Genomic DNA, 25861 nt, shown 5'->3' on the forward strand with positions numbered 1-25861 from the left:
GCGCTCGTCGTGGACGCTCGCGGGCGCCGAGACGCCGTACCTGCCCAGGTGCGCACGCCGCGCATGGCGCTCGCCGTCGCGCGACTGGTCCTCGCCCAGCGGCGGGGCCGTCCCATCGAGGCGGGGCCGATCTACGCGGCTGCTCGCTCGGCTGCCTCGGCCGCCGCGCTCGACGCTGCGCGCATCGACGTCGCCTCCTGCCCGGCCGACCTGCTCCTGATCGCCGGCGCCGACGACCGCATGTGGGACTCCGCACCGGCTGCGCGCGAGATCCGGGCCGCCAGGGGGCGGACGACGGGCCTCATCCTCCCCATCCTCCCCGCCTGCGGGCACGGCCCGGGAGGGCCGACCGAGGCGGCAGGGCTCATCCTCGGCGGAACCGAGGCGGGCAACGAGGCCGGCGGCCGCAGGGCCGCCCAGGTGACGCGAGCCTGGATCGAGCAGCGCCACCCGCTCCTGTGAGGCGGGCCGCGGCATGTGCGCCGTGCGCCGCCTCAGCAGCCTGCGGGCGCGAGCGTGCAGCGGTAGCGGGGCGTGTCGGGCCAGCGCGGGTCCGTGGCCGGCTCGTCGGCGAAGCCAAGCGTCCGGTAGAAGCCGATGGCGTCGTCGTCGGTCTCGGCGATGACTGCTGCCTTGGGGTGCCGCCGACGGATCTCGTCGATGAGAAGGCTGGCGAGGCCCTCGTGCTGGTGACGGGGCGCCGTGGCGAGGTACTCGATGACAGCGGGGGAGCCGTCGGTCCCGGCGGGGCAGAATGCGGCCAGCGCCATGGGGAGGGCGTCCGAGGCTGAACCTCGCGCGCCTTCGGATGGTCCTGGGGCCGGGACGACGGCCGTGACGGTGAGCGCGGGCAGCTCGTCGCGGATGACGGCGTCGAGGCGAGCGCCCTCGTAGCCGCACGCCAGGTGCATGAGGCCGCGAACGGCGTCGGAGCCGAGCTCTGCCGGCAGCAGGTCGCGCACGTGCCAGCCCCGGTTGGTGGCTGGCCCGTCGACGTCGGTGATCGGCATGGAGCGAGGCTAGCGGGTCCTCGCGACGGTGGCGCCGCTCCTTCAGGCGCGGTCATGCTCTCGGCTGCGACGGATACCCTCCGTACAACGGGACCGAGGAGGAGCATGGACGACGTCGACCTGCAGCGGTGGGCTTGGGAGCGAGCCAACGCGCTTCCCGGTGCCACGGCGGAGCAGCCCTTCGGGCCCGACTGGGACGTCGCCAAGGTCCGCGGCAAGGTGTTCATGCTGACCACGATCCACGGCTCCGAGCCTCTCCTCACCCTCAAGGCCGATCCCGACGACGGGCGCGCACTGCGTGAGCAGTACCAGCAGATCTCGCCCGGCTACCACATGAACAAGCGCCACTGGATCACGGTGCACCCCGGGGAGAAGGTCTCGGAGGAGCTCGTCAAGGAGCTCGTCACCGAGTCCTACCTCCTCGTCGTGGCGGGGCTTCCGCGGGCTCGGCGCCCGCTGGGAGCGGCCGCGCTGCGGCCTGGGTGATCGAGCAGTAGTCGTACCGGGCGAGGTCCCCGCGCAAGCAGACGTCGCGCGTCAGACGCCGAGCCCCGCGCGTTCGTTCCGGTGCCGTACTGCGGGGCGGGGTTGACGCCCGGGGTGTCAGGTTGACGTCGGCGGCTGCCAATGCTCTTCCAGAGGCGTACGTCATCGCGTACGCTTCACGTATGACTGTTGTGCCCGCCACGACTGCTCGAGCGAACCTCTACCGGCTCATCGACCAGGTCAACGAGGAGTCGGAGCCGCTGACCATCACCGGTCAGCGCGGCAACGCCGTGCTCATCGGCGAGGAGGACTGGCGGGCGATCCAGGAGACCATGTACCTGGAGTCCGTCCCGGGCCTGGCGGCGTCGATCCGTGAGGCCCGGGCCGAGGGCGTCGAGGCCGGGTCCGAAGAGCTCGACTGGTGAGTAACTGGCGGATCGTCTACTCGCGCCAGGCTCAGAAGGACGCCAAGAAGCTCGCCGTCTCCGGACTGAAGCCCAAGGCGGAGGCGCTCCTGGACGTCATCGCGGAGGACCCGTTCGCGACACCGCCGCGCTACGAGAAGCTCGTGGGCAATCTCGCAGGTTGCTACTCGCGCCGCATCAACATCCAGCACCGACTCGTCTACGAGGTCCTCCCCGAGGAGCACGTGGTCCACGTCCTGCGCATGTGGACCCACTACGAGTGACACGCTCTCTCGGTGGGCTGCGACTCGGGGGAGATCGGTGTCCGCGCTGAACGTGTCGCCGAAGCAGGCCCCGTCTATCAGCGCAGGTCTCGGATCCAATCGGCCTCGTCCGGCAGCAGGTCGGCATCGACGGCGACCGGTCGCGGCTCCCCGGGGACGGGGATCGAGACGATCGCCATCCAGGTGTCCGTCGCCGCGCGCGTGCGGCCGGGGACGGCCATCATCATGTCCCGTTCGAGAGCCTCGGTGACGTGGCAGTCGACGAGCAGCACCTCGCCGTCCGCTGCGGAGTCGATGACCGCCGCGAGGCACGCCTCCTTGTCCGCGCGGGCGTGCGGTCCTTCGTAGGGCCGGGAGAGCAGCGACACCTCGCGTCCGTCGCCGGGAGCGCCGTTCGACCCCGGCCACAGCAGGGCCGCCGCGATGACGTGCCCCTCGCGCCGCAGCAGCACGGAGCGCTCCGGATCCCACGCCGTCGGACTGCCCGGCTCATGGTCCTCGGCGAAGTAGTCCAGCATGACCTCCCGTGGAGCGGCGGGGCTCCACGACGCGTGCTGGGCGATGTAGTGGTCGACCTCCAGCTCGCGGACGTCCGGCCGGTCAGCGTCCCCGATGGGCTCGACGGCGGCGCGGTGCTCCGCGGCCCAGGCGCGCATCGCGTCGTCGACGGCGAAGCGCCACGGCGGGGTGGCCTGGATCGCGACGCCGCCGAACCGCCGGGCGAGCGCTCTGTCGCTGGTCTGGTACTCGTAGACCTTCATCCGCAGGGGCAGGGTCGACGCCTCGACCTGGGCCCGGAGCAGGGCGTCCCGGACGGCATCGGCATCGGCGTCGACGCCGTCGAGCCGCTTGCTGACGGCGAGCGCCATGACGCGCGAACCGGGATGGGCCGCGTTGTCGACGGCGCGGCAGAAGCCGAGCACGTCACCGCCGGCCGTGGCGGCGACGAAGCAGCGACGGTTGCTGCCCTCCGCCCAGTGGTCGACGGCGATGCCCGGGAATTCGACGCGGCCGGCGTCCACGTCCGCCTCAGTGGCGGGCCTCACCTCGACGGTCGTCATGCTGGGAACCTAACAGCGGACTGCCCGTCGGCACGTACGCTGCGTCGGTGGAACCGATCTTTCCCCGCAGGCTGCGGCCGGGCTCCGTCATCCGTGTCATCGCCCCGGCACGCTCGCGCGCGATGGTCACCCAGGGCAACGACAACCAGGCGGTCGCCGAGGCGCACCTCGCCGACCTCGGGCTGACGGTGACGTACGGCGAGCACGTCGACGAGCGGGACTCCTTCGACTCCTCGTCGGTCGCGTCCCGACTGGCCGATCTCCACGCCGCCTTCGCCGACCCCGAGGTCGACGCCGTCCTCACCGTCATCGGCGGCGCCAGCTCCAACGAGCTCCTCCCCGGCCTCGACCTCGATCTCATCGCCGCGAACCCGAAGATCCTGTGCGGCTTCTCCGACGTCAGCGCGCTGTCCAACGCGATCACCGCCCGCACCGGACTCGTCACCTACTACGGTCCCCACTGGTCCACGTTCGGGATGCGTGACCTCGGGGAGCAGACCCGCGAGTGGTTCCGCCGGACCTTGATGACGGACGGCCCGATCGAGCTCCGCCCGAGTCACTGGTTCACGGACGACGCCTGGTTCGCCGACCAGGACCACCGCACCCGCATCCCCACCGACGGCTGGTGGACCCTTCAACCGGGGAGCGTCGAGGGCCGCATCGCCGGCGGCAACCTATGCACCCTCAACCTCCTCCAGGGCACGCCGTGGATGCCCTCGCTGCATGACGCGCTCCTGGTCCTCGAGGACGACGAGCTGTCCAACCCGACCGAGTTCCGACGTGACCTGCACTCCCTCATGCAGCAGCCAGACGCCGACACGGTCCGCGGCCTCGTCATCGGCCGCTTCCAGACGGCCTCGAAGGTCACCCGCGACGACCTCACGGCGATCGTCAGCTCGGTACCCGCGCTCGCGGGCAAGCCGGTCCTCGCCAACACCGACGTCGGCCACACCAACCCGATGATGACCGTCCCCCTGGGCGGGCAGGCCGCGCTCGTCGTCGGCGAGAGCCCCTCCCTCACCATCACCGAGCACTGATGAGGATCGAAATGTCCGGCTGCGACGAGCTCCGGGGATCGTCTCGACCCCACCGCGCGGCTCGAGCATGACCACGATCCCGATGAGCGTCCGTTGGCCGCGGCCAAGCAGCACCATGGGTTGTCGCCGAGGGCTGGTTCTATCGTCTGATCCATGGAACCGCCCCAGCTCTGCGCTGACGAGCTCGTGCTGACCGCGCCCACCGTGGACGATGCGGCGGACTGGGCCGCGGCCCAGGACGACGAGTGCGCTCGCTGGTGCGACTGGCCAGGCCGTCCGACGGTCGAGCGATGCCGGGATCACCTCCGTCACGTCATCACGGATAACGAGCCCGACAGCTTCACGTGGGCGAGCAGAACGCCCGCCGGACTGGACCTCAAGGTCGACGACGGCGTCTGGAACGTCTCCTACTTCGTCCATCCTCAGCACAGAGGGCGCCACATCGCCCGGCGAGCACTCGAGATGGTGACCAGCTGGGCTCTCACCGAGCACGGCGTCGGGTCCGTCTCCACGCGGGTCCACACCGAGAACCTCGCCAGCCAGAAGGTTCTCGAAGCCGCTGGCTTCATGAAGGTGGGTGTGGAGGAGAGCGTTCAAGGAGCCCATGAGGACTTCGTTTACCAGCGACGAGGCTGAACCCGACCATGCCTCGCTTGCCGCCGGCACTGTCGGCGGGCGGCTGAGCCGCGCGTTCTCGGACATTGACAGAACGAGACCTGGGCGAGCTCAAGGTGACTTGGGGGCCGGGATGCACGGCGCTCCCGATGTGTGTCTCGGTGAACGGCGCCCACGCCAAGGCGTCAGACGATGTAGTACATTCTGGCCAGGGGTGAGGTCCTCAACTGGGACGCCGGCGCTGCGGACTACGTGCGTTCGCGTCCGCAGCGGTACCCCGGTGGAAGACGCATCGAGCCGGAGTGGGCGCAGGAGGTCCTGCATGATCCTGAGCTTGCAGCTCTCGAGCCCGATCCCAAGTCGCGCATGGGCGCCTCGCGATTCATCGGGATGTCGGCAAGTGCTCGCGGCGTCCTGACCGTGATCGCCTGGCGTGACGACGACGGTGACCTCCACCTGATCAACGCCTGGCCCGCGACCGGGGCCGACATGAGGATCTACCGAGAGGAGAAGGACCGTGGCCAAGACGATGGATCGTGAGCTCGCGGCGCGCATGCGCGCCGAGTCGGAGGTGACCCGCGAGGACGAGTACGCCAGCGGAACGAGGGCGACGCGTCCGAACCGGACCAAGGTGTACTCGGTGCGGCTCAGCGAGGAGGAGCAGGCGCGAGTCGAGGCCGCAGCAGCGGCCCGCCATCTTCCTGCGTCGACGCTGGTGCGCTCGTGGATTCTTGACCGCCTCGATGCGGAGAAGATCGCCTGAAAAGGGCTGCTCTTGTGGTGGAGCGCGATCTTCAGAGGAGACGTGATCGTGCCGAGGTACGCCTTGGATCGGGTTTCCCGGTCGTCCGGTTCCTCGTAGAGGCTGGTCGCCTCCGACGAAGCGCTCCGGCCCGGTACGTGCCGACCATGAGCGAACCACCGAACCGAGCCGTCATCCTGGGCGGTAGCGGCGCGATGGGGACAGCGACGGCCCTGCGCCTCGCCGCCGCCGGCTGGCAGGTCGACGTCACGCACCGCAGCGGCCCGGTCAGCCCTGCTCTGGCCGAGACCGGGGTCCGGCTCCACCGCGTCGAGCGCAGCGACACCACCGCCGTCGACCGCCTGGTGGGCGACGGCACCGACCTCCTCGTCGACATGCTCGCCTACCGCGCTGAGGACGTCGACGCCCTCCTCCCGGCCATGCGCCGCACCCGCCACACCGTGCTCATCTCTAGCCGCGCCGTCTACGTCGACGCCGACGGCCACCACATCCACGGCGACGTCAGCCCGCACTTCCCGGTCCCGATCCACGAGTCCCAGCCGACCCTGCCGCCGGCGCCACGCGGCACCGACCCGTTCTCACGCGAGGGCTACGCCCCCTGCAAGGCGGCTGCGGAGCATGCCGCGCTCGACTCGGGCCTGCCGGTGACCGTCCTGCGCCCGTCGAAGGTCCACGGAGCCTGGGCGCGCAAACCCGCGAACCCAGGAGCTCATCCGCTCCATGACTGCTCAGACGTCCACCATCGAGGTCAGTCGGCCCGGCGCCGTCGACCACCCGACGGCGGCCAGCAACGTCGCCGCGCTCATCGAGACGATCGCGCACCAGCCGGGTCGACGCGTCCTCAAAGCCGCCGATCCCGACGCGCCCACCGCCGCAGCGATCGTCGGTCGGATCGCCGAGCTCACCGGCTGGCAGGGGCGCCTGGAGCTGCTCACAGAGGAGCCGCGGCGCTCAGAGGTTGAGGCCCCCTGGTTCGCCGAGCACCCCATCGTGCTCGACACGAGCGCCGCCGAGGCGCTCGGCTACACGCCGGCCGGTACCGCGCTCGACCTCCTGAGCGAGGAGGCCGACTGGGTGCTCGCCAGGCACGAGTAGCCGCAGCGGGCGAGGTCCCCGCGCGAACTGACGTCGCGCGTCAGGCCCCGAGCTCACGGTCGCGGGCGACCGTCGCGTTGAAGGCGTCAATGACCGCGGTGGAGAAGCCGGCCCGCTCCATGGCGACGACGCCGGCGACCGTCGTCCCACCCGGCGAGCAGACGGCGTCGACGAGGTCCGCCGGCGTCTTGCCGCTCCTCCCCTCAGCGCGCTTGGCCGCCTCGGCCTGGACGGTGAGCGCCGAGCCGGCGACGGCCTGCGCGACCAGCTCGACCGCCTGGGCCTTCGGGATGCCGCCGAGGACGCCCGCACGCGAGAGTGCGTCGATGAACGCGAAGACGAAGGCGGGGGAGGAGCCGGCCAGGCCGATGAAGGCGGAGAAGTCCTTCTCCGCGATGACGGCGGTGCGGCCCACGGCGTCCATGAGCTCGCGCGCCGTCTCGAGGTCCTCGTCACGGGCCTCGGTGCCGGCGGCGAGGGCCGTCATCGACTCGCCGACGGCTGCGGCCACGTTGGGCATGACGCGCACGACGCGCGCGCCGTCGGGCAGGAGCGACTCGAGCCGCTCAAGGGTGACGCCGGCGGCCAGGGAGACGACGAGCGGCTCCGCCTCGGCCAGCGGCTCGGCGAGCTCCTCAGCGATCTCCGGGATGACGTAGGGCTTGACGCCGAGGACGACGACGTCGCTGCGGCTCACCAGGTCCGCGGGGTCACTGACGGCCTCGACGCGCTCGTCGCCGAGCTCCTCGGCCAGGCGCGCGGCCGACTCGTGCGCGCTCGTGAGGAGGAAGGTCGCGGCGTCATCGCCGGAGGTGAAGCCCGCCTCGACCGCCCCGCGCACGATCGCGCCCGCCATGTTGCCCGCACCGATGAATCCGAAGGTCGTCATGCGTCCAGGCTACCGGTGGACGGAGGAGCGGTGGCGGTGACGGCGTGGGAGAGTGCCGCCCATGAGCACAGCGCCCGAGCAGTCCGCCGCTTCCGCGTCCTCGGACACGTCCGCCATTCCAAGCGTCGGCGACGACGGCGGTAGCCTCCCCGTCCTCGCCGACGCCGTCGACGTCCTCACGGCCTGGACCGCCGAGGACGAGGCACAGGAGGCGCTGCGCCTTCGCTACCTCGACGAGCTAGCCCGGCACGGCGAGGACGCGCTCCTCAAGGGACCCCGCCCCGTCCACCTCACCGCGAGCCTCGTCGTCCTCGGCGAGTCGCTCGAGCACGTGCTCCTCACGCTGCACCGCAAGGCGCGCATGTGGCTCCAGTTCGGTGGGCACATTGAGACCGGTGACGCGACCCTCGTCGCAGCCGCCCTGCGCGAGGGCCGCGAGGAGTCCGGGCTCGCGCTCGCGGGCGCCGAGCCCGTCGCCGTCGAGCTCAACGCCCACCGCCTGGGCTCGGGCTTCACCGCCTGCCGCGAGCACCTCGACGTCCGCTTCGCCGTCGCTGTGCCCCGCGAGGTGCCGCGGGTCAGCGAGGAGAGCCTCGACGTCGGCTGGTGGCCGCTCGACGCCCTGCCCGAGCCCTGCGGGAGCGACGTGCCCGCGCTGCTCGCCCACGCCGTCGCCGCCCTGCGCTGACGTGGGCTGACCTGAGCTGATCGGCGTCCCGGCCGCCTCACGGCACGCCCTCGCCGCAGCAAACTGTGGGCGCGTTGGAAGACTGAGGGGCCTATGGCCCCACGGTCTGCCCAGGAGCCCACAGTTTGCGTTGATCGAGTGCGGCCGTGCCGCCCCCCCGCCTCACATGAGCACGGAGCGCAGGAGCAGGCTCGTCTCGCTCCGGTGCACGCCGGCGATCTCGCGGATGCGCGACAGCGTCCGGTCCACGTCCGCCAGCGTCGGCACCGTGAGCTCGGCGATGAGGTCCCACTCGCCGTTCGTCGCGTGCAGGCCCGTCACCTCCGGCATCCCCCTCATGGTCTCGATCGCGCTGCGCATGTTCCGGCCCTCGATCGCGAGGTGACTGATCGCGCAGATCGCGCCCGCGTCCGCCTCCTGGGCGAGCACCACCGTGTAGCCGAGGACGACGCCGCGCTCCTCGAGCCGCTCGAGGCGCTTGGTGACGGTCGTGCGGGTGACGCCGAGCCCGCGTGCCAGCTCGGCGACCGGCGCGCGGCCGTCGGTGCGCAGCGCCGCGATGAGCCGCCGGTCCAGGTCGTCCAGAGGAGTCTCATCCGTCATGACGCAAAGTGTGCACTGAGGGGGTGCGTACTGCCTAGTCACTGAGCACGGAATGCGCGTGGCGCCTATTGTTCGTGCATATCGACACCTCCTACCGTGTCCTGCGGACGCGACGGGGCGACGACGCCCGCCGTCGTCCCAGCCTCGCGCCACCCGGACCGCGCCACCCGCGCACCCGTCCACCGCCGTCGGCGCCCGCCGGCACCGGCCCAACACTGAGGAGTCCTGCATGCGCTTCGTCGACGTCCCCCACATGGTGTCCTGGATCAAGGAGTCCGGCCCCGAGAACGTCATCGCCGGCATGATCGACGCGATGGAGAAGGACTTCCGACGCTGGGACGCCTTCGAGCTCCGCCCGCGCATCGCCTCCCACTCGGAGAAGGGCGTCATCGAGCTCATGCCCACCTCCGACGGCGAGACCTACGGCTTCAAGTTCGTCAACGGCCACCCCTCCAACCCTGCCCGCGGCTTCCAGACCGTCACCGCCTTCGGCGTCCTCGCCGACGTCCACAACGGCTACCCGCGCATGATCACCGAGATGACCCTCCTGACCGCCCTGCGCACGGCGGCCACCTCCGGCATGGTCACCCGCCTCCTCGCCCGCAAGGACGCCAGGCACCTCGCCGTCATCGGTGCCGGCTCCCAGAGCGAGTTCCAGGTCCTCGCCAACCGCGCCGTCCGTCCCATCGAGACCGTCACCGCCTTCGACGTCGAGCGCTCCGCCTCCGAGAAGCTCCAGCGCAACCTCGCCCGCTACGGCATCGACGTGCTCATCGCCGACTCCGCCTCCGAGGCCGTCCGCGACGCCGACATCATCACCACCTGCACCGCTGACAAGCGCGACGCCATCGTCCTCACCAAGGAGGACATCCGCCCCGGCGTGCACATCAACGCCATCGGCGGCGACTGCCCCGGCAAGACCGAGCTCGACGCCGAGATCCTCGACATGGGGCCCGTCTTCACCGAGCACACCCCGCAGACCCGCATCGAGGGCGAGATCCAGGCCAAGGACGCCGACTACCCCGTCATCGAGCTCTGGGAGGTCCTCGCCGGCCTCAAGCCCGGCCGCGAGAGCGACGACCAGATCACCATCTACGACGGCGTCGGCTTCGCCATCGAGGACTTCGTCGGCCTCACCTACCTCGACGGCGCCCTCACCGCTCCCGGCGGCGAGCGCTTCTACGAGGACGTCGACCTCATCGCCGCCCCCGAGGACCCGAAGAACCTCTTCGCACTCCTCGACTGACGACGGCTCCGAGCGCCCTCACGAGCAAGACCTCCCTGGACCGACCTGACGCCGACGGCGCCCGGTTCGTCCAGGGAGGTCTTGCTCGTGGTGGGGTGAGCTCGCTCAGCCGAGCACGGCCCAGCCCAGCGGCGGGAGGACGACGCCGTCGCGCTCCGGACGCGGGTGCGGCAGGTCGTGCGCCGCGGACAGGACCTCGTGGTGCCCGGCGGTCGGCAGCCAGACCTCGGTGGCCTCCAGGCTCAGCGCCAGCACGACCTCGCGCGGAGTCCCCTCCGGGACGTCCCAACCGGCGCCCTCGCGCTCGCGGACCCGGATCGAGAGCACCGTGTTGTCGAGGTGCAGCGTCTCGTAGGCGGCGTCGTGCAGCCAGGGCAGCCGACGGCGCAGCGCGATGAGCTCCTGGTGGAGGTGGCGCGTCCCGGCGCCGGCGTCGCCGAGGTCGGCGGGGTTCGCGGGCAGCTCGGGGCGGATCGCGTCGTCACCGCCGAGCCTCTCCTCCTTGACGGCCTGCCAACCCTCCTCGTCGCCGTAGTAGATCGCGGGCGTGCCCGGAAGCGCCATGAGGAGGGCGAGGGCGTGCCCGGCCAGGCGCGGGTCGCCCACCTGCGAGGCGATGCGCGAGGTGTCGTGGTTCCCGATGAAGGTGTACGGGATGAAGGTGTCGAGGAGCTCCGCGCCGCGCTGCAGCGTCCAGTCGAGCTCGTAGAAGTTGCGCTCGGCCAGCGAGTGCCACGTCGACTGCCACAGCTCGTACTGCGTGACGGCGTTCATCCCGGAGTCGCGGACGATCCCCGCGTAGTCGCCGTGGATGACCTCGCCGAGCACGTAGACCTCGGGGAAGCGATCGCGCACGCGCGGCAGCACCCGGGTCCAGAAGCCGGGGTCGACGGCGTAGGCGGCGTCGAGGCGCCACCCGTCCACGCCCCGCCCGCACCAGGTGGTCATGACCTCCGTGACGAGGTCGGCGACGGCCTCGGAGCCGTGGTCGAGCTCGGGCAGCCAGTCCTGGCCCTCGAAGCGGGCGTAGTCGGCCGGGCCCGTGCCGGGCGCCCAGCCGGTGCCGTCGTCCGCCCACGTGAGGCGGTACATGCCTGCCTCGGCGGAGGAGGGGCCTGTCTGCGCGAGCCCGGCGAAGGCGGGGTAGGCGATACCGGTGTGGTTGAAGACGCCGTCGAGGATGACGCGCACGCCCTTGCCGTGGGCGGCCTCGATGAGGTCGGTGAGGTCCTCGTTGGTGCCGAGGCGCGGGTCGACGCGGTGGTAGTCGATCGTGTCGTAACCGTGGGACATCGAGTCGAAGACAGGGCCGAGGAGGAGCACGTTGCAGCCGAGGTCCACGAGGCGGTCCAGCCAGGCGATGAGGCGGCGCAGCCGGTGCTCGGCCGCCATGGCGCCGGCCGGGGTGCTCGGGTCGGCGGGGTCGCCCTCGGGGCGCAGGGCGGGGGCCCCGACGGCGCCCAGGGGCAGGACGTGCCAGACGATCGCGTGGCGCACCCAGTCCGGCTCGGGGACCCTCACCGCCGTCCGGCGGTCGTCCGGATCGGGGGTCTGGATAGCAGCGTCGGCACTCATGGGACGAGGATACGGGTATGACTCCGAACGCCGCACAGTCCGGCTCCGCCACCGTCACCGCGTCCTCCGACGGCGCCGCCCGTCGCGCCGTCGTCACGGGTGCCTCCACGGGCATCGGTGCCGCCACCGTCCGCCTCCTGTGCGCCCACGGCTGGGAGGTCGTCGCCACCGCCCGCCGCGCTGAGCGCCTCGAGGCCCTCGCCGAGGAGACCGGCTGCGCGTGGGTCGCCGCCGACCTCCAGGAGAAGGACGACGTCGACCGCCTCGCCTCCGAGGTCCTCGGCGCCGGCCCCGTCGACGCCGTCGTCAACGTCGCGGGCGGAGCGCTGGGCACCGACCCCGTCGCCGAGGGCAAGGTCGAGGAGTGGGCCACCATGTACGACAGGAACGTCCTCGCCGCGTTGCGCGTCACCCAGGCCTTCCTGCCGGGCCTGCGCGAGCACGGGGGAGACGTCCTTCTCCTCACCTCGACCGCCGGCCACGACACCTACCCGGGCGGTGCGGGCTACGTCGCCGCGAAGCACGCCGAGCGCATCATCGCGAACACGCTGCGGGTCGAGCTCGTCGGCGAGCCCGTCCGCGTCATTGAGATCGCCCCCGGCATGGTTGAGACCGAGGAGTTCTCCCTCAACCGCTACCACGGCGACCAGTCGAAGGCCGACGCGGTGTACGCCGGCGTCGAGAACCCGCTCAGGGCGGAGGACGTCGCCGACTGCGTCGTCTGGGCCCTCGAGCGTCCGAGTCACGTCAACATCGACTCCCTCATCGTCCGTCCACGTGCGCAGGCCTCGAACACGGTCGTCGCGCGTGACGGGAAGGTCGGCGGCCGCGCCTGAGCACGGGCCCGCAGTCGTGCGGCACCGTCCTGTGCGGTCCTGCACATCGGGCTCACAGGTCGGGCATGCCGGGGACCCAGAGCCTCTCTCTAGCGTCGTGCGCATCCGCCCCGGAGGGACCGGGGCCGACCAGGAGGCAGGACGCGCATGAGCGACGCCAGGTGGTCCGCGACCAGTGGCTCCCACGAGAACGACGGGGCCGACATCGGCTCCGTCTCCGACCGCACCCAGCGGATCGACCAGCCCGAGGGCGGCGACGGCGTCGCGGCGACGCAGTCCCTGCCCACCACCGGACGCGCCTCCGGCACCACGGCCGACGGCGGCACGAGCCCCTTCCAGCCCGGGACCGCGCCCACCGCGTGGAGCGCCGAGTCCGGCTCGGCCTACGCCGGGGACGCGGGCACGGGCAACGCGTCGACCCCGGAGGGCTGGAGCTCCGGGCGCCACGCGCAGGAGTCCGCTCCCGTCTCCGGGGGCACGCCCGTGCCCGCGGCGAGCGCCCCCGCCGTCACCGTGAGCCGCCCCTGGTACAAGCGTGCCTGGGCTCGCGGTGTGGCGGGTGTTGCCGTCGTCCTCGCCTCCTTCGGCCTGGGCTGGGCCTCGCACGACGTCACGAGCACCTCGACCTCGACCTCCCAGCAGCAGGGCGGCCCCGGCGGGCAGGGAGGTCAGGTGGGGCAGATGGGCCAGGACGGCCAGATGGGTCAGCAGGGCCAGTCGGGCCAGGGCGGGCAGGACGGCCAGATGGGGCAGCAGGGCCAGTCCGGCCAGTCCGACTCATCCGGCGGCGTCCTCCAGGACAAGCGCGGGCAGTCGGGAGGCTCCGGCCAGACCGCCCCGACGGACGGCGCGACCGACGCCGCCAACACCTCCGCGGACTCGAACACCTGAGCCCGGAGCCGGGCCCGCGAGCGGCGAGCCGGGCGAGCGCGTGCGCCGCACGTCCCTGGGACGCGCGGCGCACGTGTTTGCGTACCCAAGGTCGAACGTGTGTACTGGGTCACGCTCCCGCGAGCGACGCGGGCCCTGACACGGAGAACGCATGAGCACCCACGGCTTCCACGACGCGGTCGTCTACCAGGTCTATCCCAAGTCCTACAAGGACTCCGACGGCGACGGCGTCGGCGACCTGCGCGGCATCATCGAGAAGGTCCCCTACATCGCCTCCCTGGGCGTCGACTACGTCTGGCTCAACCCCTTCTTCCCCTCACCGGGCAACGACAACGGCTACGACGTCGCCGACTACTGCGCCATCGACCCCGCCATGGGCACGATGGAGGACTTCGATGAGCTCGTCGCCGCCCTCGCCGAGCACGGCATCAGCCCCATGCTCGACATGGTCCTCAACCACGTCTCCACCGAGCACGAGTGGTTCCAGCGTGCGCTGGCGGGGGAGCAGCGCTACCGCGACTACTTCTACATCCGCCCCTCCAGGCCCGACGGCTCCCTCCCGACCAACTGGGTGAGCAAGTTCGGCGGCCCGGCCTGGGCGCCCTTCACCGGCGCCCGAGCCGTCGACCCCGAGGCCTCGCGTCACGCCGTCGTCGGGGCCGACGACGCCGCCGGACCTGCGACGGACGCCGACGCCCCCGCCGCCGAGCAGGTCGAGTACTACCTGCACCTGTTCGACCCCACCCAGGCCGACCTCGACTGGCACAACCCCGAGGTGCGCGAGGAGGCCGCCAAGGTCGTCAACTTCTGGCGCTCCCACGGCGTGCGCGCCTTCCGCTTCGACGTCATCAACCTCATCGGCAAGACCGAGCCCCTCGCCGACGCCCCCGCCGGCACCGACGACCGTAAGGTCTACACCGACGGCCCCCTCGTCCACGACTTCCTCCGCGGACTCAACGAGGCCAGCTTCGGGCAGGACCCCGACTCCGTCACCGTCGGCGAGATGTCCTCCACCACCATCGAGGCCTGCGTCGGCTACACGCGCCCGGAGAACCACGAGCTCTCCATGGTCTTCAACTTCCACCACCTCAAGGTCGACTACGAGGACGGGCAGAAGTGGAGCCTCATGGCCCCCGACGTCCCCGCCCTCAAGCACCTCCTCAACGACTGGTCCCTCGGGCTGCAGGCCGGAGGCGGCTGGAACGCCCTGTTCTGGAACAACCACGACCAGCCCCGCGCCGTCGACCGCTTCGGGGACGTGGAGCGCTACCGCTACGAGTCCGCGACCATGCTCGCCACCGCCATCCACCTCCTGCGCGGCACGCCCTACGTCTACATGGGCGAGGAGATCGGTATGACGGACCCGGCCTACACCTCGATCGAGGAGTACGTCGACGTCGAGGCCCGCAACGCCTACACCGCGCTCATCGCCACCGGCATGGACGAGGACACCGCCTTCCGCACCGTCCACGCCAAGGCGCGCGACAACGCCCGTACCCCCATGCAGTGGGACGCGAGCGAGGGAGCCGGCTTCACCACCGGCACCCCCTGGCTGCGCCCCACGAACCAGGAGCTCATCAACGTCGAGGCGGAGGAGTCCGAGGGGCCGATCCTGCCCTACTACAAACGGCTCATCGCCCTGCGCAAGGAGCTTCCCGTCATCTCCGATGGTCTCTACGAGCCGTGGATCCCCGAGGACCCCGACGTGCTCGCCTACCTCCGCCGCGAGCCCGGCCCCGACGGCGAGCCCGTGCGCGACGGCGGCGCCGTCCTCGTCCTGTGCTCCTTCCGGGACCACCCCACCACGGTGCCCGTGCCCGCCGAGCTCGCCGGGGGCGACGTCCTCGTCGCCAACCGACCCGAGCTCCACCCCTCCTCGTACGCCGAGCACCCGCTCGACGGGACGGTCGACCTGGCGCCCTTCGAGGCCCTCGCCCTCGCCGTCAACCTCCCCACCACGCTCTGAGAGGAGCACCCATGTCCCCCACCCCGCAGACGACGCTCGTCGCCCCGGTGACCGGCGAGGTCATCCCCCTCGCCGACGTCGCCGACCCCGTCTTCTCCTCCGGAGCCCTCGGCGAGGGGTACGGAGTCAAGCCCTCCGGCGAGGGCGCCGTCCACGTCGTCGCACCCGTGACCGGCGAGGTCACCATGGTGGCCGGCACCGGCCACGCCCTCGGCTTCGTCGCCGATGACGGCCTGGAGGTCCTCCTCCACCTCGGCGTCGACACGGTCGAGCTCGAGGGGCGCCCCTTCGCCCTCACCCCCAAGACCGGTGACCACGTGAGCGCCGGCGACGACCTCGGCACGATGGACCTGGCCCAGGTCGTCGGGGCCGGCAAGGACACCACCGCCATCGTCGCCGTCACGAACTCCGCCAAGGAGGTCGCCTCCACCGAGCTCTCCGCCGGAGCGGTCGAGGCGGGCGCGCAGGCCGCCGTCCTCACCCGTGCGCAGCGGCGGAGCGCCGTCGCCGCCGCGGCCGGCGGCACCGACATGGCGATCGCCGGCTCCGGAGCGGTCTCAGACCCCGGCAAGGCCTCCGCCGACGACGGCCTCACCGGCTTCGACGCCACTGCCCGCGACATCATCGCCGGGATCGGCGGCGCCGGGAACGTCAACAACGTCATCCACTGCATCACCCGCGTGCGCTTCTACCTCAAGGACGACACGATCCCCGACGACGCCGCCGTCGCCGACATCGACGGCGTCATCGACGTCGCCCGCGCAGGCGGCCAGTACCAGGTCGTCATCGGGCCCGACGTCAACGACGTCTACGACGCCGTCGTCAAGCAGCTCCCCGCCAAGGCCGGCGACGAGGACGACGCCGCCGCGGCGGCGCCCAAGGAACGCCCGACGAGCGCCTGGGGCTGGGTCAAGTACGGCTTCTCCGAGCTCATCGGCGTCATCACCGGCTCGATGATCCCGGTCATCGGCGTCCTGGCCGCCTCCGGAATCCTCAAGGGCATCCTCGCCCTGCTCACTCAGTTCGACGTCGTCTCCACGGGAACCTCGACGTACACGCTCATCGCGGCCATGGCCGACTCGATGTTCTACTTCCTGCCGATCATCATCGGCTTCACCTCGGCCCGCCGCCTCGGCGCCGACCCGATCATCGTCGCCATCATCGGCGGCGTCCTCGCCTACCCGAGCGTCGTCCAGATGGCCAACCCGGACGCCGACGGGTACAAGGTCGTCGCGACCGTGGGCCGCACCGTCTTCAACGCCGACTTCTTCGGCATCCCGGTCTCCCTGCCACAGGGCAACGCCTACGCCTACTCGATCTTCCCGATCATCGTGGCCGCCTGGCTCGCCTCGAAGATCGAGCCCTGGCTCAAGAAGCACATCCCCGCGGTGGTCCGCATGATCTTCGCGCCGCTGCTCGAGATCTTCATCGTCTCGACGCTCGTCCTCGTCATCTTCGGCCCCATCGTCATGACGATCTCGGGTGGCATCGCCGCGGCGATCAGCTGGATCCTCTCGCTGTCCTACCCGATCGCCGGCCTCTTCATCGGTGCCTTCTACCAGTGCCTCGTCATCTTCGGCCTGCACTGGGCGGTCATCCCGATCATCTCGCAGCAGATCTCCGACCCCGGCTACTCGCCGCTCAACGCGATCGTCTCCGCCTCCATGATCGCCCAGGGTGGCGGCGCGCTCGCCCTGTGGATCAAGGCCAAGAGCCCCAAGATCACGCGCATGGCTGGCCCGGCCACGATCTCCGCCCTGTGCGGCGTCACCGAGCCCGCCATGTACGGCCTCAACCTCAAGTACGGCCGCGTCTTCATCACCTCCTCGATCGGCGGCGCCGTCGGCGGCCTGCTCACGGGCCTGTTCCACGTCAACATGTGGGGCTTCACCGGTGGCCTCGTCGGGTTCCCGTCCTTCGTCAACCCGGCGGGCATCGACGGCTCCTTCACCGGCTTCTGGATCGCCTCGCTGGTGACGCTGGCCGTGTCCTTCACCTGCACCTACTTCTTCGGCTTCAAGGAGTCCGACTTCGACAACGAGAAGAAGGTCGAGAAGGTCCGCCTCGGCAACCGCGAGCCCGCGGCCGGCTGAGACCGCGCGACGCGGCCGTCCACGCAGGGACGCCCGCTCCCCGGAAGGGGAGCGGGCGCTCTCGCGTCCCGTCACGGGATCCGTCCGGCCGCTCGGCCGACGGCGTCACGACGTCTCGCGCGGCGGCTCGACCTGCTCGAGGTAGCGGCGCACGACGACGTCGGCGAGCGAGTGGTGGTGGCCGATGGGCGGAGCGACGAGCTCCGCGCCCGCCCCGTGCAGGGCCCGCGAGAAGTGCCCCTCGGCCAGGAGGTAGGTGGCCAGGGCGACGACCTCGGCCCCCTCCTGGTGGAGGGCGTGGACCGCCGCGCGCACGCTCGGCTCCGCGGCGGAGAGGAACGCGGCGCTCGTGCGCACGCCTGTCATCATCTCGACGTGGCGGGCGGCCTCACGCGCCTCGGCGACCCCGGAGGTACGGCGCGTGCCCGCCGCCGCCAGGACGAGGGCGTCGACGTCCTGCCAGTCGGCGCCCTCCGAGACGAGCTGCTCGGTGAGGCGCTCGACGACTCCGGAGACGAGGTCCGGCTCCGGGCCCAGGTGCCGGGTGACCGTCCCCGTGCCGTGGGCGGAGACGAGGCGCGGGAGGTCGTGCTCGACGTGGTAGCCGCCCCCGAGGAAGAAGGGCACGACCACGGGATCAACGGTCCCGGAGAGGGCGTCGGCGGCGCTCGGGGAGGAGAACTCGACGTAGCCGTGGCGCACCTCGGCGCCCGGGAGGAGGCGGGCGACGTCGTCGGCGACGAGGGGCAGGAGGGGCTCGGCCCCCGGGGCCCTCGTTCCGTGCGCGATGAGGACGAGCGGACGGGCGGCAGGAGCCCGGTTCCTCGTCGTCGGCGTGGTCGTCGTGCGCGGGCTGGTCATGGCAGCAGGGTCTCAGACGAGTGTTGCCACGGTGCTCTCGACACCCGGGGCGGCTTCGAGTGCCGCGGTCTCGTGGACGGCGCCGCGCTCGGTGCCCTTCTGCGCGTCGGCGGTGCCGTGCCGTCCCGAGGGGCCGGCGGCGCGACGGCGATCCTGCCGCCAGTGGCGCACGGCGAGCACGATGAGGAGGCCCCACACCGGGATGACGGCGAGGAGCGCGATGGCGATGACGTGCCCCGGTGCTCCGACGGCGTCGAGGACCTTGTTGAGGTTGGTGAGGATGATGAGCCCGCCGACGGCCGCGCCCAGGACCTGTCCGGGCAGCCGCGAGACGAGCCAGGCGGCGATCGGTGCGGCGAGGACGCCGCCCACGAGCAGCGACGCGACGACGACGAGCGGGATGCCTGATCCGCCCAGGCCGATGAGGAAGCCGAGGGAGGCGGCGAGGGACACGATGAACTGTGAGGTGTCGACGCTGCCGACGACGGTGCGCGGCGCCGTCTTGCCGGCGGAGAGGAGCGTCGTCGTCGAGACCGGGCCCCAGCCGCCGCCGCCCGTCGCGTCGACGAGGCCTGCGATGAGGCCGAGCGGCATGATGAACCGGGCCGAGTGGCCGCTGCGGTGCGAGGTCGTCGCCGCCGGGGGCCGGAGGGCGAAGCGGAGGCTCACGTAGACACCCAGGGCGAGGAGGATCGAGGCGGTGACGGGCGTCGCCGCGCTCGTCGGCAGGTGCGAGAGCACCGTCGCGCCGATGAGGGCGCCGACGGCGCCCGGACCGCCGAGCCTGGCGACGAGCCGCCAGTCGGTGTTGCCGAGCCTGTGGTGGGCGGTGCCGGCGGCGAGCGTCGTCCCGATCTCGGCGAGGTGCACCGAGGCACTCGCCAGGGCGGGGGACAGTCCGGCCAGGAGGAGGAACGACGAGGAGAAGACGCCGTAGCCCATGCCGAGGGAGCCGTCGATGAGCTGGGCACCGAATCCGACGAGGACGAGGACGAGGATCTTGTGAAGCACGGGTGTCTCCATCAGGGTGTGAGACGAGCCCGCGTTGACGGGGCTCAGGCGGTCGGGACGATCCGCTCGCCCCAGGCGGGGCTCACGGTGACGACGTCGCCGATGACGATGACCGCGGGCGCGGTGGCACCGGCCTCCTCGGCGACGTCGGGCAGACATCGCAGGAGGGTGGTGGTGACGCGCTGGTCGGCGCGGTAGCCGTGCTCGACGATGGCGGTCGGCGTCTCCGGGTCGGCGCCGCCGTCCAGGAGGATCCCGACGGAGCGGCGCAGGTGGGTCACGCCCATGAGGAGGATGAGGGTGTGGTCGCGTCGCCGCGGGACCGTGGAGACGAGGTCCTCGTGCGCGGTGACCACGGAGAAGCCGCGTGCCAGACCACGGTGCGTGACAGGGATCCCGGCCGCGGCCGGCACGGAGATCGCGGAGGTGACGCCGGGGACGACCTCGACGGTGATGCCGGCGGCCCGGCAGGCCTCGGCCTCCTCGCCGCCGCGTCCGAGGACGTAGGGGTCGCCGCCCTTGAGCCGGACGACGCGCTGGCCGGCGCGCGCGCGCTCGACGAGGAGCGCGTCGATGCCGTCCTGGGGCACGAGGTGGTGCCCGGGGCGCTTGCCGACGTCGATGACCTCCGCGTCGGTAGCGAGGTCGGGCAGCACGTCGCGCGGCGCGAGCCGGTCGACCACGACGACGTCGGCGCGCTGGAGCAGCTCGGCGGCGCGCAGGGTGAGGAGTCCGGGCTCGCCGGGGCCGCCGCCGACGAGGGCGACCCAGCCGGTGTCGGGGACGTCCTCTCCGGGGATGGTGCCGACACCGCTGACGGTGGTGTCGGTGTGATGGGTGCGCGGGAGCCGGGTCTCGCTCATGGGTTCCTCCGGACGGGGGCGGACGTGGTGCTCACGCAGCCTGCCCGTCTCGTGCGTCGTCCGCGGGACGCGCGCCGTCGGTGCGCACCATGCCGGCCGCGAGGGTCCACCCGTCCGCGGGGTCGACGAGGAGGAAGGCTCCGTCGGCGTGCGAGCGTGAGTAGTCGTCCACGGGCAGCGGCTCGGCGAGCTTGAGGCTGATGTGGCCGATGTCGTTGAGCTCGAGCTCGCCCGCCGGGACGGTCGACAGGTCATCGAGGTCGAGGTGGCCGTCGATGCTCGTGACGATGGCCTGGACGGTGCGCGTGCCGTGCTTGACGAGGACCCGGTCGCGCTCGTGCAGGGGGCGCTCGGAGAGCCAGGCGACGTGGGCCTGCACCTGGCGCGCGAGCTGCGGGGCGTCGTCGGCCGCGACGAGGACGTCGCCGCGGGCGACGTCGATGTCGTCGGCGAGCTCGACGGCGACCGACTGGCCGGTGACAGCGCGCTGGAGGCGCCGGGAGCCGAGGTTGATGCCGGTCACCCGCGTCCGGCGCCCGGAGGGCAGGACGAGGACCTCGTCGCCGACGGCGAGCGAGCCCGCGGCGACCTGGCCGGCGTAGCCGCGGTAGTCGGTGAGGCCGTCGGCGGCGGCGCCCTGGGGGCGCAGGACGAGCTCGACGGGGAGGCGGAGCGGGTGCTCGGTCTCGGCGGAGTCCGCCGGGATCGTCTCGAGGAGCTCGAGGAGCGCGGGGCCGTCGTAGAAGGGGGTGCGCTCGGAGCGGGTGACGATGTTGTCGCCCTCGAGGGCCGAGGTCGGCAGGGTGCGCACGTCGGCGACGCCCAGCTCGCGCGCGACCCGCTCGAGCTCGTCGGCGATCCCCTGGTAGACCTCAGCGGAGAAGTCCACGAGGTCGATCTTGTTGACGGCGACGACGACGTGCGGGACGCCGAGGAGCGCGGCGACGGCGAGGTGGCGGCGGGTCTGCTCGAGGACCCCGTGACGCGCGTCGACGAGCAGGACGACGACGTCGGCCGTCGAGGAGCCGGTCACGGTGTTGCGCGTGTACTGCACGTGCCCGGGGCAGTCGGCGAGGATGAAGGAGCGGCGCGGGGTGGCGAAGTAGCGGTAGGCGACGTCGATCGTGATGCCCTGCTCGCGCTCGGCGCGCAGACCGTCGGTGAGGAGGGCCAGGTCGGTCCGGGTCAGCCCGCGGTCGAGGCTGACGCGCTCGACGTCGGCGAGCTGGTCGCGCAGGACGGACTTCGAGTCGAAGAGGAGCCGGCCCACGAGGGTCGACTTGCCGTCGTCGACGCTGCCTGCGGTCGCCAGGCGGAGGAGGGTGCCGCTCGCGGCGTCGGTGGCATCGAGGAGCCGGCGTGCGGCGTCAGCCTCCTCATCGGTGGGGACGTCGGTGGCGGAGTCGGTGGTGAGAGCGGTCGTCATGGGGTTCTCCAGGTGGTGCGTGCGGGTCAGGGGCTGGTGCGTGGGCTCTCCGTGCCGGGGCGGCTCAGAAGTAGCCCTCCTTCTTCCGGTCCTCCATGGCGGCCTCGGAGAGGCGGTCGTCGGCGCGCGTGGCGCCGCGCTCGGTGAGGGTGGAGGCCGCGACCTCGACGACGATCTCGTGGTTGGTGGCGGCGGGGGACTCGACGGCGCCCGTGCAGGACATGTCGCCGACCGTGCGGTAGCGCACGGTGCGGGTCTCGACGGTCTCGCCCTCTCGCGGCTGGGTGACGGGGGTGACGGCGAGCCACATGCCGTCGCGGCGGAAGACCTCGCGCTCGTGGGCGTAGTAGAGGCTCGGCAGGTCGATGTCCTCGCGCTCGATGTAGCGCCACACGTCGAGCTCGGTCCAGTTCGACAGCGGGAAGACGCGCACGTGCTCCCCGGGGGCGTGGCGCGGGTTGAACAGGTTCCACAGCTCGGGGCGCTGATTGCGGGGGTCCCACTGGCCGAACTCGTCGCGCAGCGACACGATCCGCTCCTTCGCACGGGCTTTCTCCTCGTCGCGGCGGCCGCCGCCGAAGACGCCGTCGAAGCCGTTCTCCTCGATGGCGTCGAGGAGCGGGCGGGTCTGGAGGGGGTTGCGGGTGCCGTCGGCGCGCTCGCGGAGGCGGCCGTCGTCGATGTAGTCCTGGACGCTCGCGACGAGGAGCCGGGTGCCGGTCGCCTCGACGGTCTCGTCGCGGTAGGCGAGGACCTCGGGGAAGTTGTGGCCCGTGTCGACGTGCAGCAGCGGAAAGGGCACCGGGGCGGGCCAGAAGGCCTTGCGGGCGAGGTGGAGCATGACGACCGAGTCCTTGCCGCCGCTGAACAGCAGGACGGGGCGGCGGCACTCGGCGGCGATCTCGCGGATGACGACGATGGCCTCGGCCTCGAGGGCGTCGAGCTGGTCGAGGTGCCCGGCGGTCGGCGCGTCCTGCGCGGTGGTGGGGGAGGTGGTCTGGGGGGTCACGGATGTCTCCAGGTGTCTCAGGTGGCAGGTGTGTCAGGGTGCCGAGGGGCTCTCAGAGGTGGATGCCGCACTCGGTCTTGGCGAAGCCGGCCCAACGGCCCGAGCGCGGGTCCTCGCCGGGCGCGACGCGGCGCGTGCAGGGCTCGCAGCCGATCGAGGGGTAGCCGTCGGCCAGGAGGGGGTTGACGACGACCGAGTGCTCGGTGGCGTAGGCGAGGAGCTCGTCGAAGGTCCACGCGGCAAGCGGGTTGATCTTGACGATGCGGTGCGTCTCGTCGAACGTGACGAGAGGGGTGCGCGCGCGTCCGGCCGAGTCCTCGCGGCGCACGCCCGTCGCCCACGCCTCGTAGCCGGACAGGGCCCTGGCCAGCGGGGCGACCTTGCGCAGGTAGCAGCACTGGGTGGGGTCGCGCTTGTAGAGCTCGGGGCCGTACTGCTCGTTCTGCTCGGCGACGGTGAGATCGGGCAGGACGTCGACGAGGGTGATGTCGAGGGACTCCGCGACGGCGTCGCGCGTCCCCTCCGTCTCGGTGAAGTGGAAGCCGGTCTCGAGGAAGAGGACGTCGACGCCGGGGACCTGCTCGGCGATGACGGCCGGGAGGACGGCGTCCGCCATGGAGCAGGCGACGGCGAGGCTGCCGGGAAAGGTCCGGGCCGCCCAGGCGATGACCTCGTGGGCGGGTGCGTCCTCTCCGAGCTCGGCGGCGCCCGCCTCGGCCAGCGCTCGGAGCTCCTCCTCGCTGCGGCGCGGCGCCTCGGGAGAGCGCACCGGATTGGCGCCGCGCGCGGTGAGGCGGCCGAAGCGGTTGGTCGGCCGGCTCGGGCCGGTGACGGGGGTCGTGTTGCTGGTAGTGGTGGTCATGCCAGGCTCTTCTCGTCCGCGCGCTGCGCCCACTGGGCGAAGCTCTCCTCCGGGGTGCGCTCGGCGAGGTAGACGCGCACGACCCGCTCGATGTAGTCGGTCAGGCCCGTGGCCGGAACCTTGAGCTTGCGCACGGTCCGGCCGAGCTCGGCCTCCGTGTGCCCCTCCTTGGCCAGACCGCCGCCCAGGTGGACCTGGAAGCCGGGGACCCGCTCGCCGTCGACCGTGATGATCTGGCCCTTGAGGCCGATGTCCGCCGTCGGGATGCGCACGCAGGAGTTAGGGCAGCCGTTGATGTGGACCGTGATCGGTCGGTCGAGGTCGGTGTCCTCGAGGCGCGAGTCCAGCTCGGCCGCGACGTCGGCGGCGAGCTGCTTGGTCTCGACGATGGCGAACTTGCAGAACTCGATGCCCGTGCAGGCCAGCATGTTGCGGGTGAATGGCCTCGGGTCGGGGTCGAGCCCGAGCGCGAGGAGTCCGTCCTTCGCCTCCTCGACGCGGTCCTCGGGGACGTCGAGGAGGAGGATGTTCTGCAGCGGCGTCGTGCGCACGCGGTTGGAGCCGAGGCGCTCGGCGAGGTTGGCCAGACCCAGCATCGTGTCGCCTGAGAGGCGGCCGACCGGAGGCTTCGCGCCGACCCAGAACAGGCCGTCGGCCTGGCGGTGCGCGCCCAGGTGGTCCGCGGAGCCGCGGGGCTCCTCGGGCGCCGGACCGTCCGCGAGGTGGTACCCGAGGTACTCGTCCTCGAGGACCCGGCGGAACTTCTCCGGGCCCCACTCGGCCATGAGGAACTTGAGCCGGGCCTTGTTCCGCAGACGGCGGTAGCCGTAGTCCCGGAAGATCCGGATGACGCCCCACCAGACGTCGTTGACCTGGTCGGGCGTGACGAAGGCGCCCAGGCGGCGGCCGAGGAAGGGCGCCGTGGACAGCGCGCCCGCGATCCACAGGTCGTAGCCGGCTCCGAGCTCTGGGTGGCGCACGCCGACGAAGGAGACGTCGTTGATCTCGTGGAGGACGTCGAGGCTCGGCGAGCCGGTGAAGGCGGTCTTGAACTTGCGGGGCAGGTTCGAGATCTCCGGGTTGCCGAGGTAGGTGTCGTGCAGGTGCCGGGCGGCGTCGCTCGGGTCGATGATCTCGTTCGGGTCGATCCCGGCGACGGGGGAGACGAGGAATCCTCGGGGGGTGTCGCCGCACGCCTCGATGGTCGTGAGGCCCACGGAGTCCAGGCGCCGCCACAGCTCCGGGACGTTCTCGATCTCGAGCCAGTGCAGCTGGAGGTTCTGCCGGTCCGTGATGTCGAGCGTGCCGCGGGCGAACTCGTTGGACGAGGTGCCGATGACGCGCATCTGCTCCACGGACAGCGAGGTGCCGTCCATGCGGATCCGCTGCATGAAGTAGTGGTCGGACAGCTCGGACGGGGTGAGCTGGGACGTCTTGCCGCCGTCGATGCCCTGCTTGCGCTGGGTGTAGAGCGCCCACCACCGGAAGCGGTTGTGGAGGTCGTCGTCGGGGATCGAGTCGAAGCCCTGCTCGGAGTAGGTGTCGATGATCCGCTGTCGGGCGCCCAGGGGATCGCCCTGCTGCTTGATGGCCTCGTTGTCGTTGAGCGGCTCCCTGCCGTCGACGAGCCACTGGCCGTTGGAGCGTCCGGCGCGCGGGGGGCGGACGTCGCGGCCCTTGACGGACGTACTCGCGTGGTTGCCGGTCCGGGTGGCCGAGTCCGGTCCGGCCGACGCGGCGTGAGGCCCGCCGGCCGTCGTCCGTGGGGCGGGGGTGCTCGGGGTGGTGCTCATGTCTCCTCCAGGGTGGCGGAAGGAGCGCCCGGGCTTCCGGTTGCTGGGGCCGCCGCCCGATCACGCTCAGGGGCGTGATCCTGGGGGAGTGCAGAGATGCTGCTCGGCTCCGGACGCTTCTTCGCGCCGGATTCCGATGTGCGGTGTTGCCGCTGCGGTCAGGCGCTCGTCAAGCCTGACAACACATGACCCAGCCGTGGGCGCGCAGCGTCGCGGGGGAATGGGCTCCCTCGAGGACGTCGGTGCGCTGGCTGGTCATGGCGCTGACGGTACGTCACGTCGTATCGATCTGATGACGGCGACTGGATCCTGAGACGCGTGGCGCTCGTCACTTCGATGGTCGCGGGCGCCGTGGGGACGAGCGGCGGGGGGGTGCCCCTATGTTGTTGGTCAAGCGGCAGCGGGTAGCTGGTGGGTTGGTTGGGGGTCGTAGAGGGCGCCGTCTCGGATCATGGCGTGCAGGGTGAGGATGCGGCGGTGGGCCAGGGCGATGA

Annotated in this window: 26 protein-coding genes; 14 read left to right on the top strand and 12 right to left on the bottom strand. The window is 71.8% G+C overall.

Going from position 1 to position 25861, the window contains the following annotated elements:
• Nucleotides 1-9: 9 nt before the first annotated feature.
• The gene (locus tag IXW69_RS10740; RefSeq protein WP_194786333.1) at nt 10-462 is read left to right on the top strand and encodes a hypothetical protein; all 453 of its coding nucleotides are present in this window, start codon (nt 10-12) and stop codon (nt 460-462) included.
• A 32-nt stretch (nt 463-494) separates the two neighbouring features.
• On the opposite strand, the gene IXW69_RS10745 is transcribed toward IXW69_RS10740, so the two are convergent.
• Nucleotides 495-1010, bottom strand: coding sequence for a GNAT family N-acetyltransferase (locus tag IXW69_RS10745; protein WP_194786334.1), 516 nt, complete (start codon nt 1008-1010; stop codon nt 495-497).
• Between the two features lie 105 nt (nt 1011-1115).
• Here IXW69_RS10745 and IXW69_RS10750 point away from each other — a divergent pair, with 105 nt between their 5' ends.
• From IXW69_RS10750 to IXW69_RS10760, 3 genes are all read left to right on the top strand, one after another.
• Nucleotides 1116-1496 (top strand): MmcQ/YjbR family DNA-binding protein, encoded by a 381-nt coding sequence (locus tag IXW69_RS10750; protein WP_194786335.1) that lies wholly within the window; start codon nt 1116-1118, stop codon nt 1494-1496.
• A 182-nt stretch (nt 1497-1678) separates the two neighbouring features.
• Nucleotides 1679-1921 (top strand): type II toxin-antitoxin system Phd/YefM family antitoxin, encoded by a 243-nt coding sequence (locus IXW69_RS10755; protein WP_194786336.1) that lies wholly within the window; start codon nt 1679-1681, stop codon nt 1919-1921.
• On the top strand, nt 1918-2184 hold the full coding sequence (locus IXW69_RS10760) for a Txe/YoeB family addiction module toxin (RefSeq protein WP_194786337.1): 267 nt from the start codon (nt 1918-1920) through the stop codon (nt 2182-2184). Before IXW69_RS10755 ends, IXW69_RS10760 begins: the two co-directional genes overlap by 4 nt.
• Nucleotides 2185-2261: 77 nt before the next feature.
• Here the strand turns inward: IXW69_RS10760 and IXW69_RS10765 are convergent, their stop codons facing one another.
• Entirely contained in the window at nt 2262-3245 is a 984-nt protein-coding gene (locus IXW69_RS10765) for a hypothetical protein (RefSeq protein WP_194786338.1), read from the bottom strand.
• Between the two features lie 47 nt (nt 3246-3292).
• On the opposite strand from IXW69_RS10765, the gene IXW69_RS10770 reads away from it, so the two are divergent.
• From IXW69_RS10770 to IXW69_RS12235, 4 genes are all read left to right on the top strand, one after another.
• The gene (locus IXW69_RS10770) at nt 3293-4282 is read left to right on the top strand and encodes a S66 family peptidase (protein ID WP_323745290.1); all 990 of its coding nucleotides are present in this window, start codon (nt 3293-3295) and stop codon (nt 4280-4282) included.
• Between the two features lie 186 nt (nt 4283-4468).
• The gene (locus IXW69_RS10775) at nt 4469-4918 is read left to right on the top strand and encodes a GNAT family N-acetyltransferase (RefSeq protein ID WP_194786339.1); all 450 of its coding nucleotides are present in this window, start codon (nt 4469-4471) and stop codon (nt 4916-4918) included.
• A 496-nt stretch (nt 4919-5414) separates the two neighbouring features.
• On the top strand, nt 5415-5660 hold the full coding sequence (locus IXW69_RS10780; protein ID WP_194786340.1) for a CopG family transcriptional regulator: 246 nt from the start codon (nt 5415-5417) through the stop codon (nt 5658-5660).
• A 194-nt stretch (nt 5661-5854) separates the two neighbouring features.
• Nucleotides 5855-6622 (top strand): Rossmann-fold NAD(P)-binding domain-containing protein, encoded by a 768-nt coding sequence (locus IXW69_RS12235; RefSeq protein ID WP_407646570.1) that lies wholly within the window; start codon nt 5855-5857, stop codon nt 6620-6622.
• Between the two features lie 173 nt (nt 6623-6795).
• On the opposite strand, the gene proC is transcribed toward IXW69_RS12235, so the two are convergent.
• Nucleotides 6796-7644, bottom strand: coding sequence for a pyrroline-5-carboxylate reductase (proC, locus tag IXW69_RS10790; protein WP_194786342.1), 849 nt, complete (start codon nt 7642-7644; stop codon nt 6796-6798).
• Between the two features lie 61 nt (nt 7645-7705).
• Here proC and IXW69_RS10795 point away from each other — a divergent pair, with 61 nt between their 5' ends.
• Entirely contained in the window at nt 7706-8332 is a 627-nt protein-coding gene (locus IXW69_RS10795) for an NUDIX hydrolase (RefSeq protein WP_194786343.1), read from the top strand.
• A gap of 162 nt (nt 8333-8494) precedes the next feature.
• Here IXW69_RS10795 and IXW69_RS10800 read toward each other — a convergent pair whose 3' ends face one another.
• Nucleotides 8495-8935 (bottom strand): Lrp/AsnC family transcriptional regulator, encoded by a 441-nt coding sequence (locus IXW69_RS10800; RefSeq protein ID WP_194786344.1) that lies wholly within the window; start codon nt 8933-8935, stop codon nt 8495-8497.
• Between the two features lie 229 nt (nt 8936-9164).
• Here IXW69_RS10800 and IXW69_RS10805 point away from each other — a divergent pair, with 229 nt between their 5' ends.
• Entirely contained in the window at nt 9165-10181 is a 1017-nt protein-coding gene (locus tag IXW69_RS10805; RefSeq protein WP_194786345.1) for an ornithine cyclodeaminase, read from the top strand.
• Between the two features lie 105 nt (nt 10182-10286).
• Here IXW69_RS10805 and IXW69_RS10810 read toward each other — a convergent pair whose 3' ends face one another.
• Nucleotides 10287-11756, bottom strand: a complete 1470-nt coding sequence (locus IXW69_RS10810; RefSeq protein WP_194786346.1) for an alpha-amylase family protein — start codon at nt 11754-11756, stop codon at nt 10287-10289.
• Between the two features lie 17 nt (nt 11757-11773).
• Between IXW69_RS10810 and IXW69_RS10815 the strand changes: the two genes are divergently transcribed.
• From IXW69_RS10815 to IXW69_RS10830, 4 genes are all read left to right on the top strand, one after another.
• The gene (locus IXW69_RS10815; protein WP_194786347.1) at nt 11774-12592 is read left to right on the top strand and encodes an SDR family NAD(P)-dependent oxidoreductase; all 819 of its coding nucleotides are present in this window, start codon (nt 11774-11776) and stop codon (nt 12590-12592) included.
• A gap of 147 nt (nt 12593-12739) precedes the next feature.
• On the top strand, nt 12740-13483 hold the full coding sequence (locus IXW69_RS10820) for a hypothetical protein (protein WP_194786348.1): 744 nt from the start codon (nt 12740-12742) through the stop codon (nt 13481-13483).
• Between the two features lie 151 nt (nt 13484-13634).
• On the top strand, nt 13635-15449 hold the full coding sequence (locus IXW69_RS10825) for an alpha,alpha-phosphotrehalase (RefSeq protein WP_194786349.1): 1815 nt from the start codon (nt 13635-13637) through the stop codon (nt 15447-15449).
• Between the two features lie 11 nt (nt 15450-15460).
• Nucleotides 15461-17542, top strand: a complete 2082-nt coding sequence (locus IXW69_RS10830) for a glucose PTS transporter subunit IIA (RefSeq protein WP_194786350.1) — start codon at nt 15461-15463, stop codon at nt 17540-17542.
• A gap of 105 nt (nt 17543-17647) precedes the next feature.
• Here IXW69_RS10830 and IXW69_RS10835 read toward each other — a convergent pair whose 3' ends face one another.
• The 7 genes from IXW69_RS10835 to IXW69_RS10865 all read right to left on the bottom strand — a co-directional run bounded on the left by IXW69_RS10835 (nt 17648) and on the right by IXW69_RS10865 (nt 25367).
• A complete protein-coding gene (locus IXW69_RS10835) occupies nt 17648-18403 on the bottom strand; it encodes a sirohydrochlorin chelatase (RefSeq protein ID WP_194786351.1) in 756 nt (251 codons plus the stop codon).
• Between the two features lie 12 nt (nt 18404-18415).
• Entirely contained in the window at nt 18416-19414 is a 999-nt protein-coding gene (locus tag IXW69_RS10840; protein WP_323745291.1) for a sulfite exporter TauE/SafE family protein, read from the bottom strand.
• A gap of 44 nt (nt 19415-19458) precedes the next feature.
• Entirely contained in the window at nt 19459-20277 is an 819-nt protein-coding gene (gene cobA, locus IXW69_RS10845) for a uroporphyrinogen-III C-methyltransferase (RefSeq protein ID WP_194786353.1), read from the bottom strand.
• 31 nt (nt 20278-20308) lie between these two features.
• Nucleotides 20309-21703 (bottom strand): sulfate adenylyltransferase subunit 1, encoded by a 1395-nt coding sequence (locus IXW69_RS10850; RefSeq protein ID WP_194786354.1) that lies wholly within the window; start codon nt 21701-21703, stop codon nt 20309-20311.
• Nucleotides 21704-21767: 64 nt separating this feature from the next.
• Nucleotides 21768-22712, bottom strand: coding sequence for a sulfate adenylyltransferase subunit CysD (cysD, locus tag IXW69_RS10855; RefSeq protein ID WP_323745292.1), 945 nt, complete (start codon nt 22710-22712; stop codon nt 21768-21770).
• A gap of 52 nt (nt 22713-22764) precedes the next feature.
• Entirely contained in the window at nt 22765-23574 is an 810-nt protein-coding gene (locus tag IXW69_RS10860) for a phosphoadenylyl-sulfate reductase (protein ID WP_194786355.1), read from the bottom strand.
• On the bottom strand, nt 23571-25367 hold the full coding sequence (locus IXW69_RS10865; RefSeq protein ID WP_194786356.1) for a nitrite/sulfite reductase: 1797 nt from the start codon (nt 25365-25367) through the stop codon (nt 23571-23573). The genes IXW69_RS10860 and IXW69_RS10865 overlap by 4 nt, the downstream gene beginning before the upstream one ends.
• Nucleotides 25368-25861: the final 494 nt, after the last annotated feature.

It is taken from the genome of Actinomyces haliotis (assembly GCF_015355765.1).
GTDB classification, from domain to species: domain Bacteria; phylum Actinomycetota; class Actinomycetes; order Actinomycetales; family Actinomycetaceae; genus Actinomyces; species Actinomyces haliotis.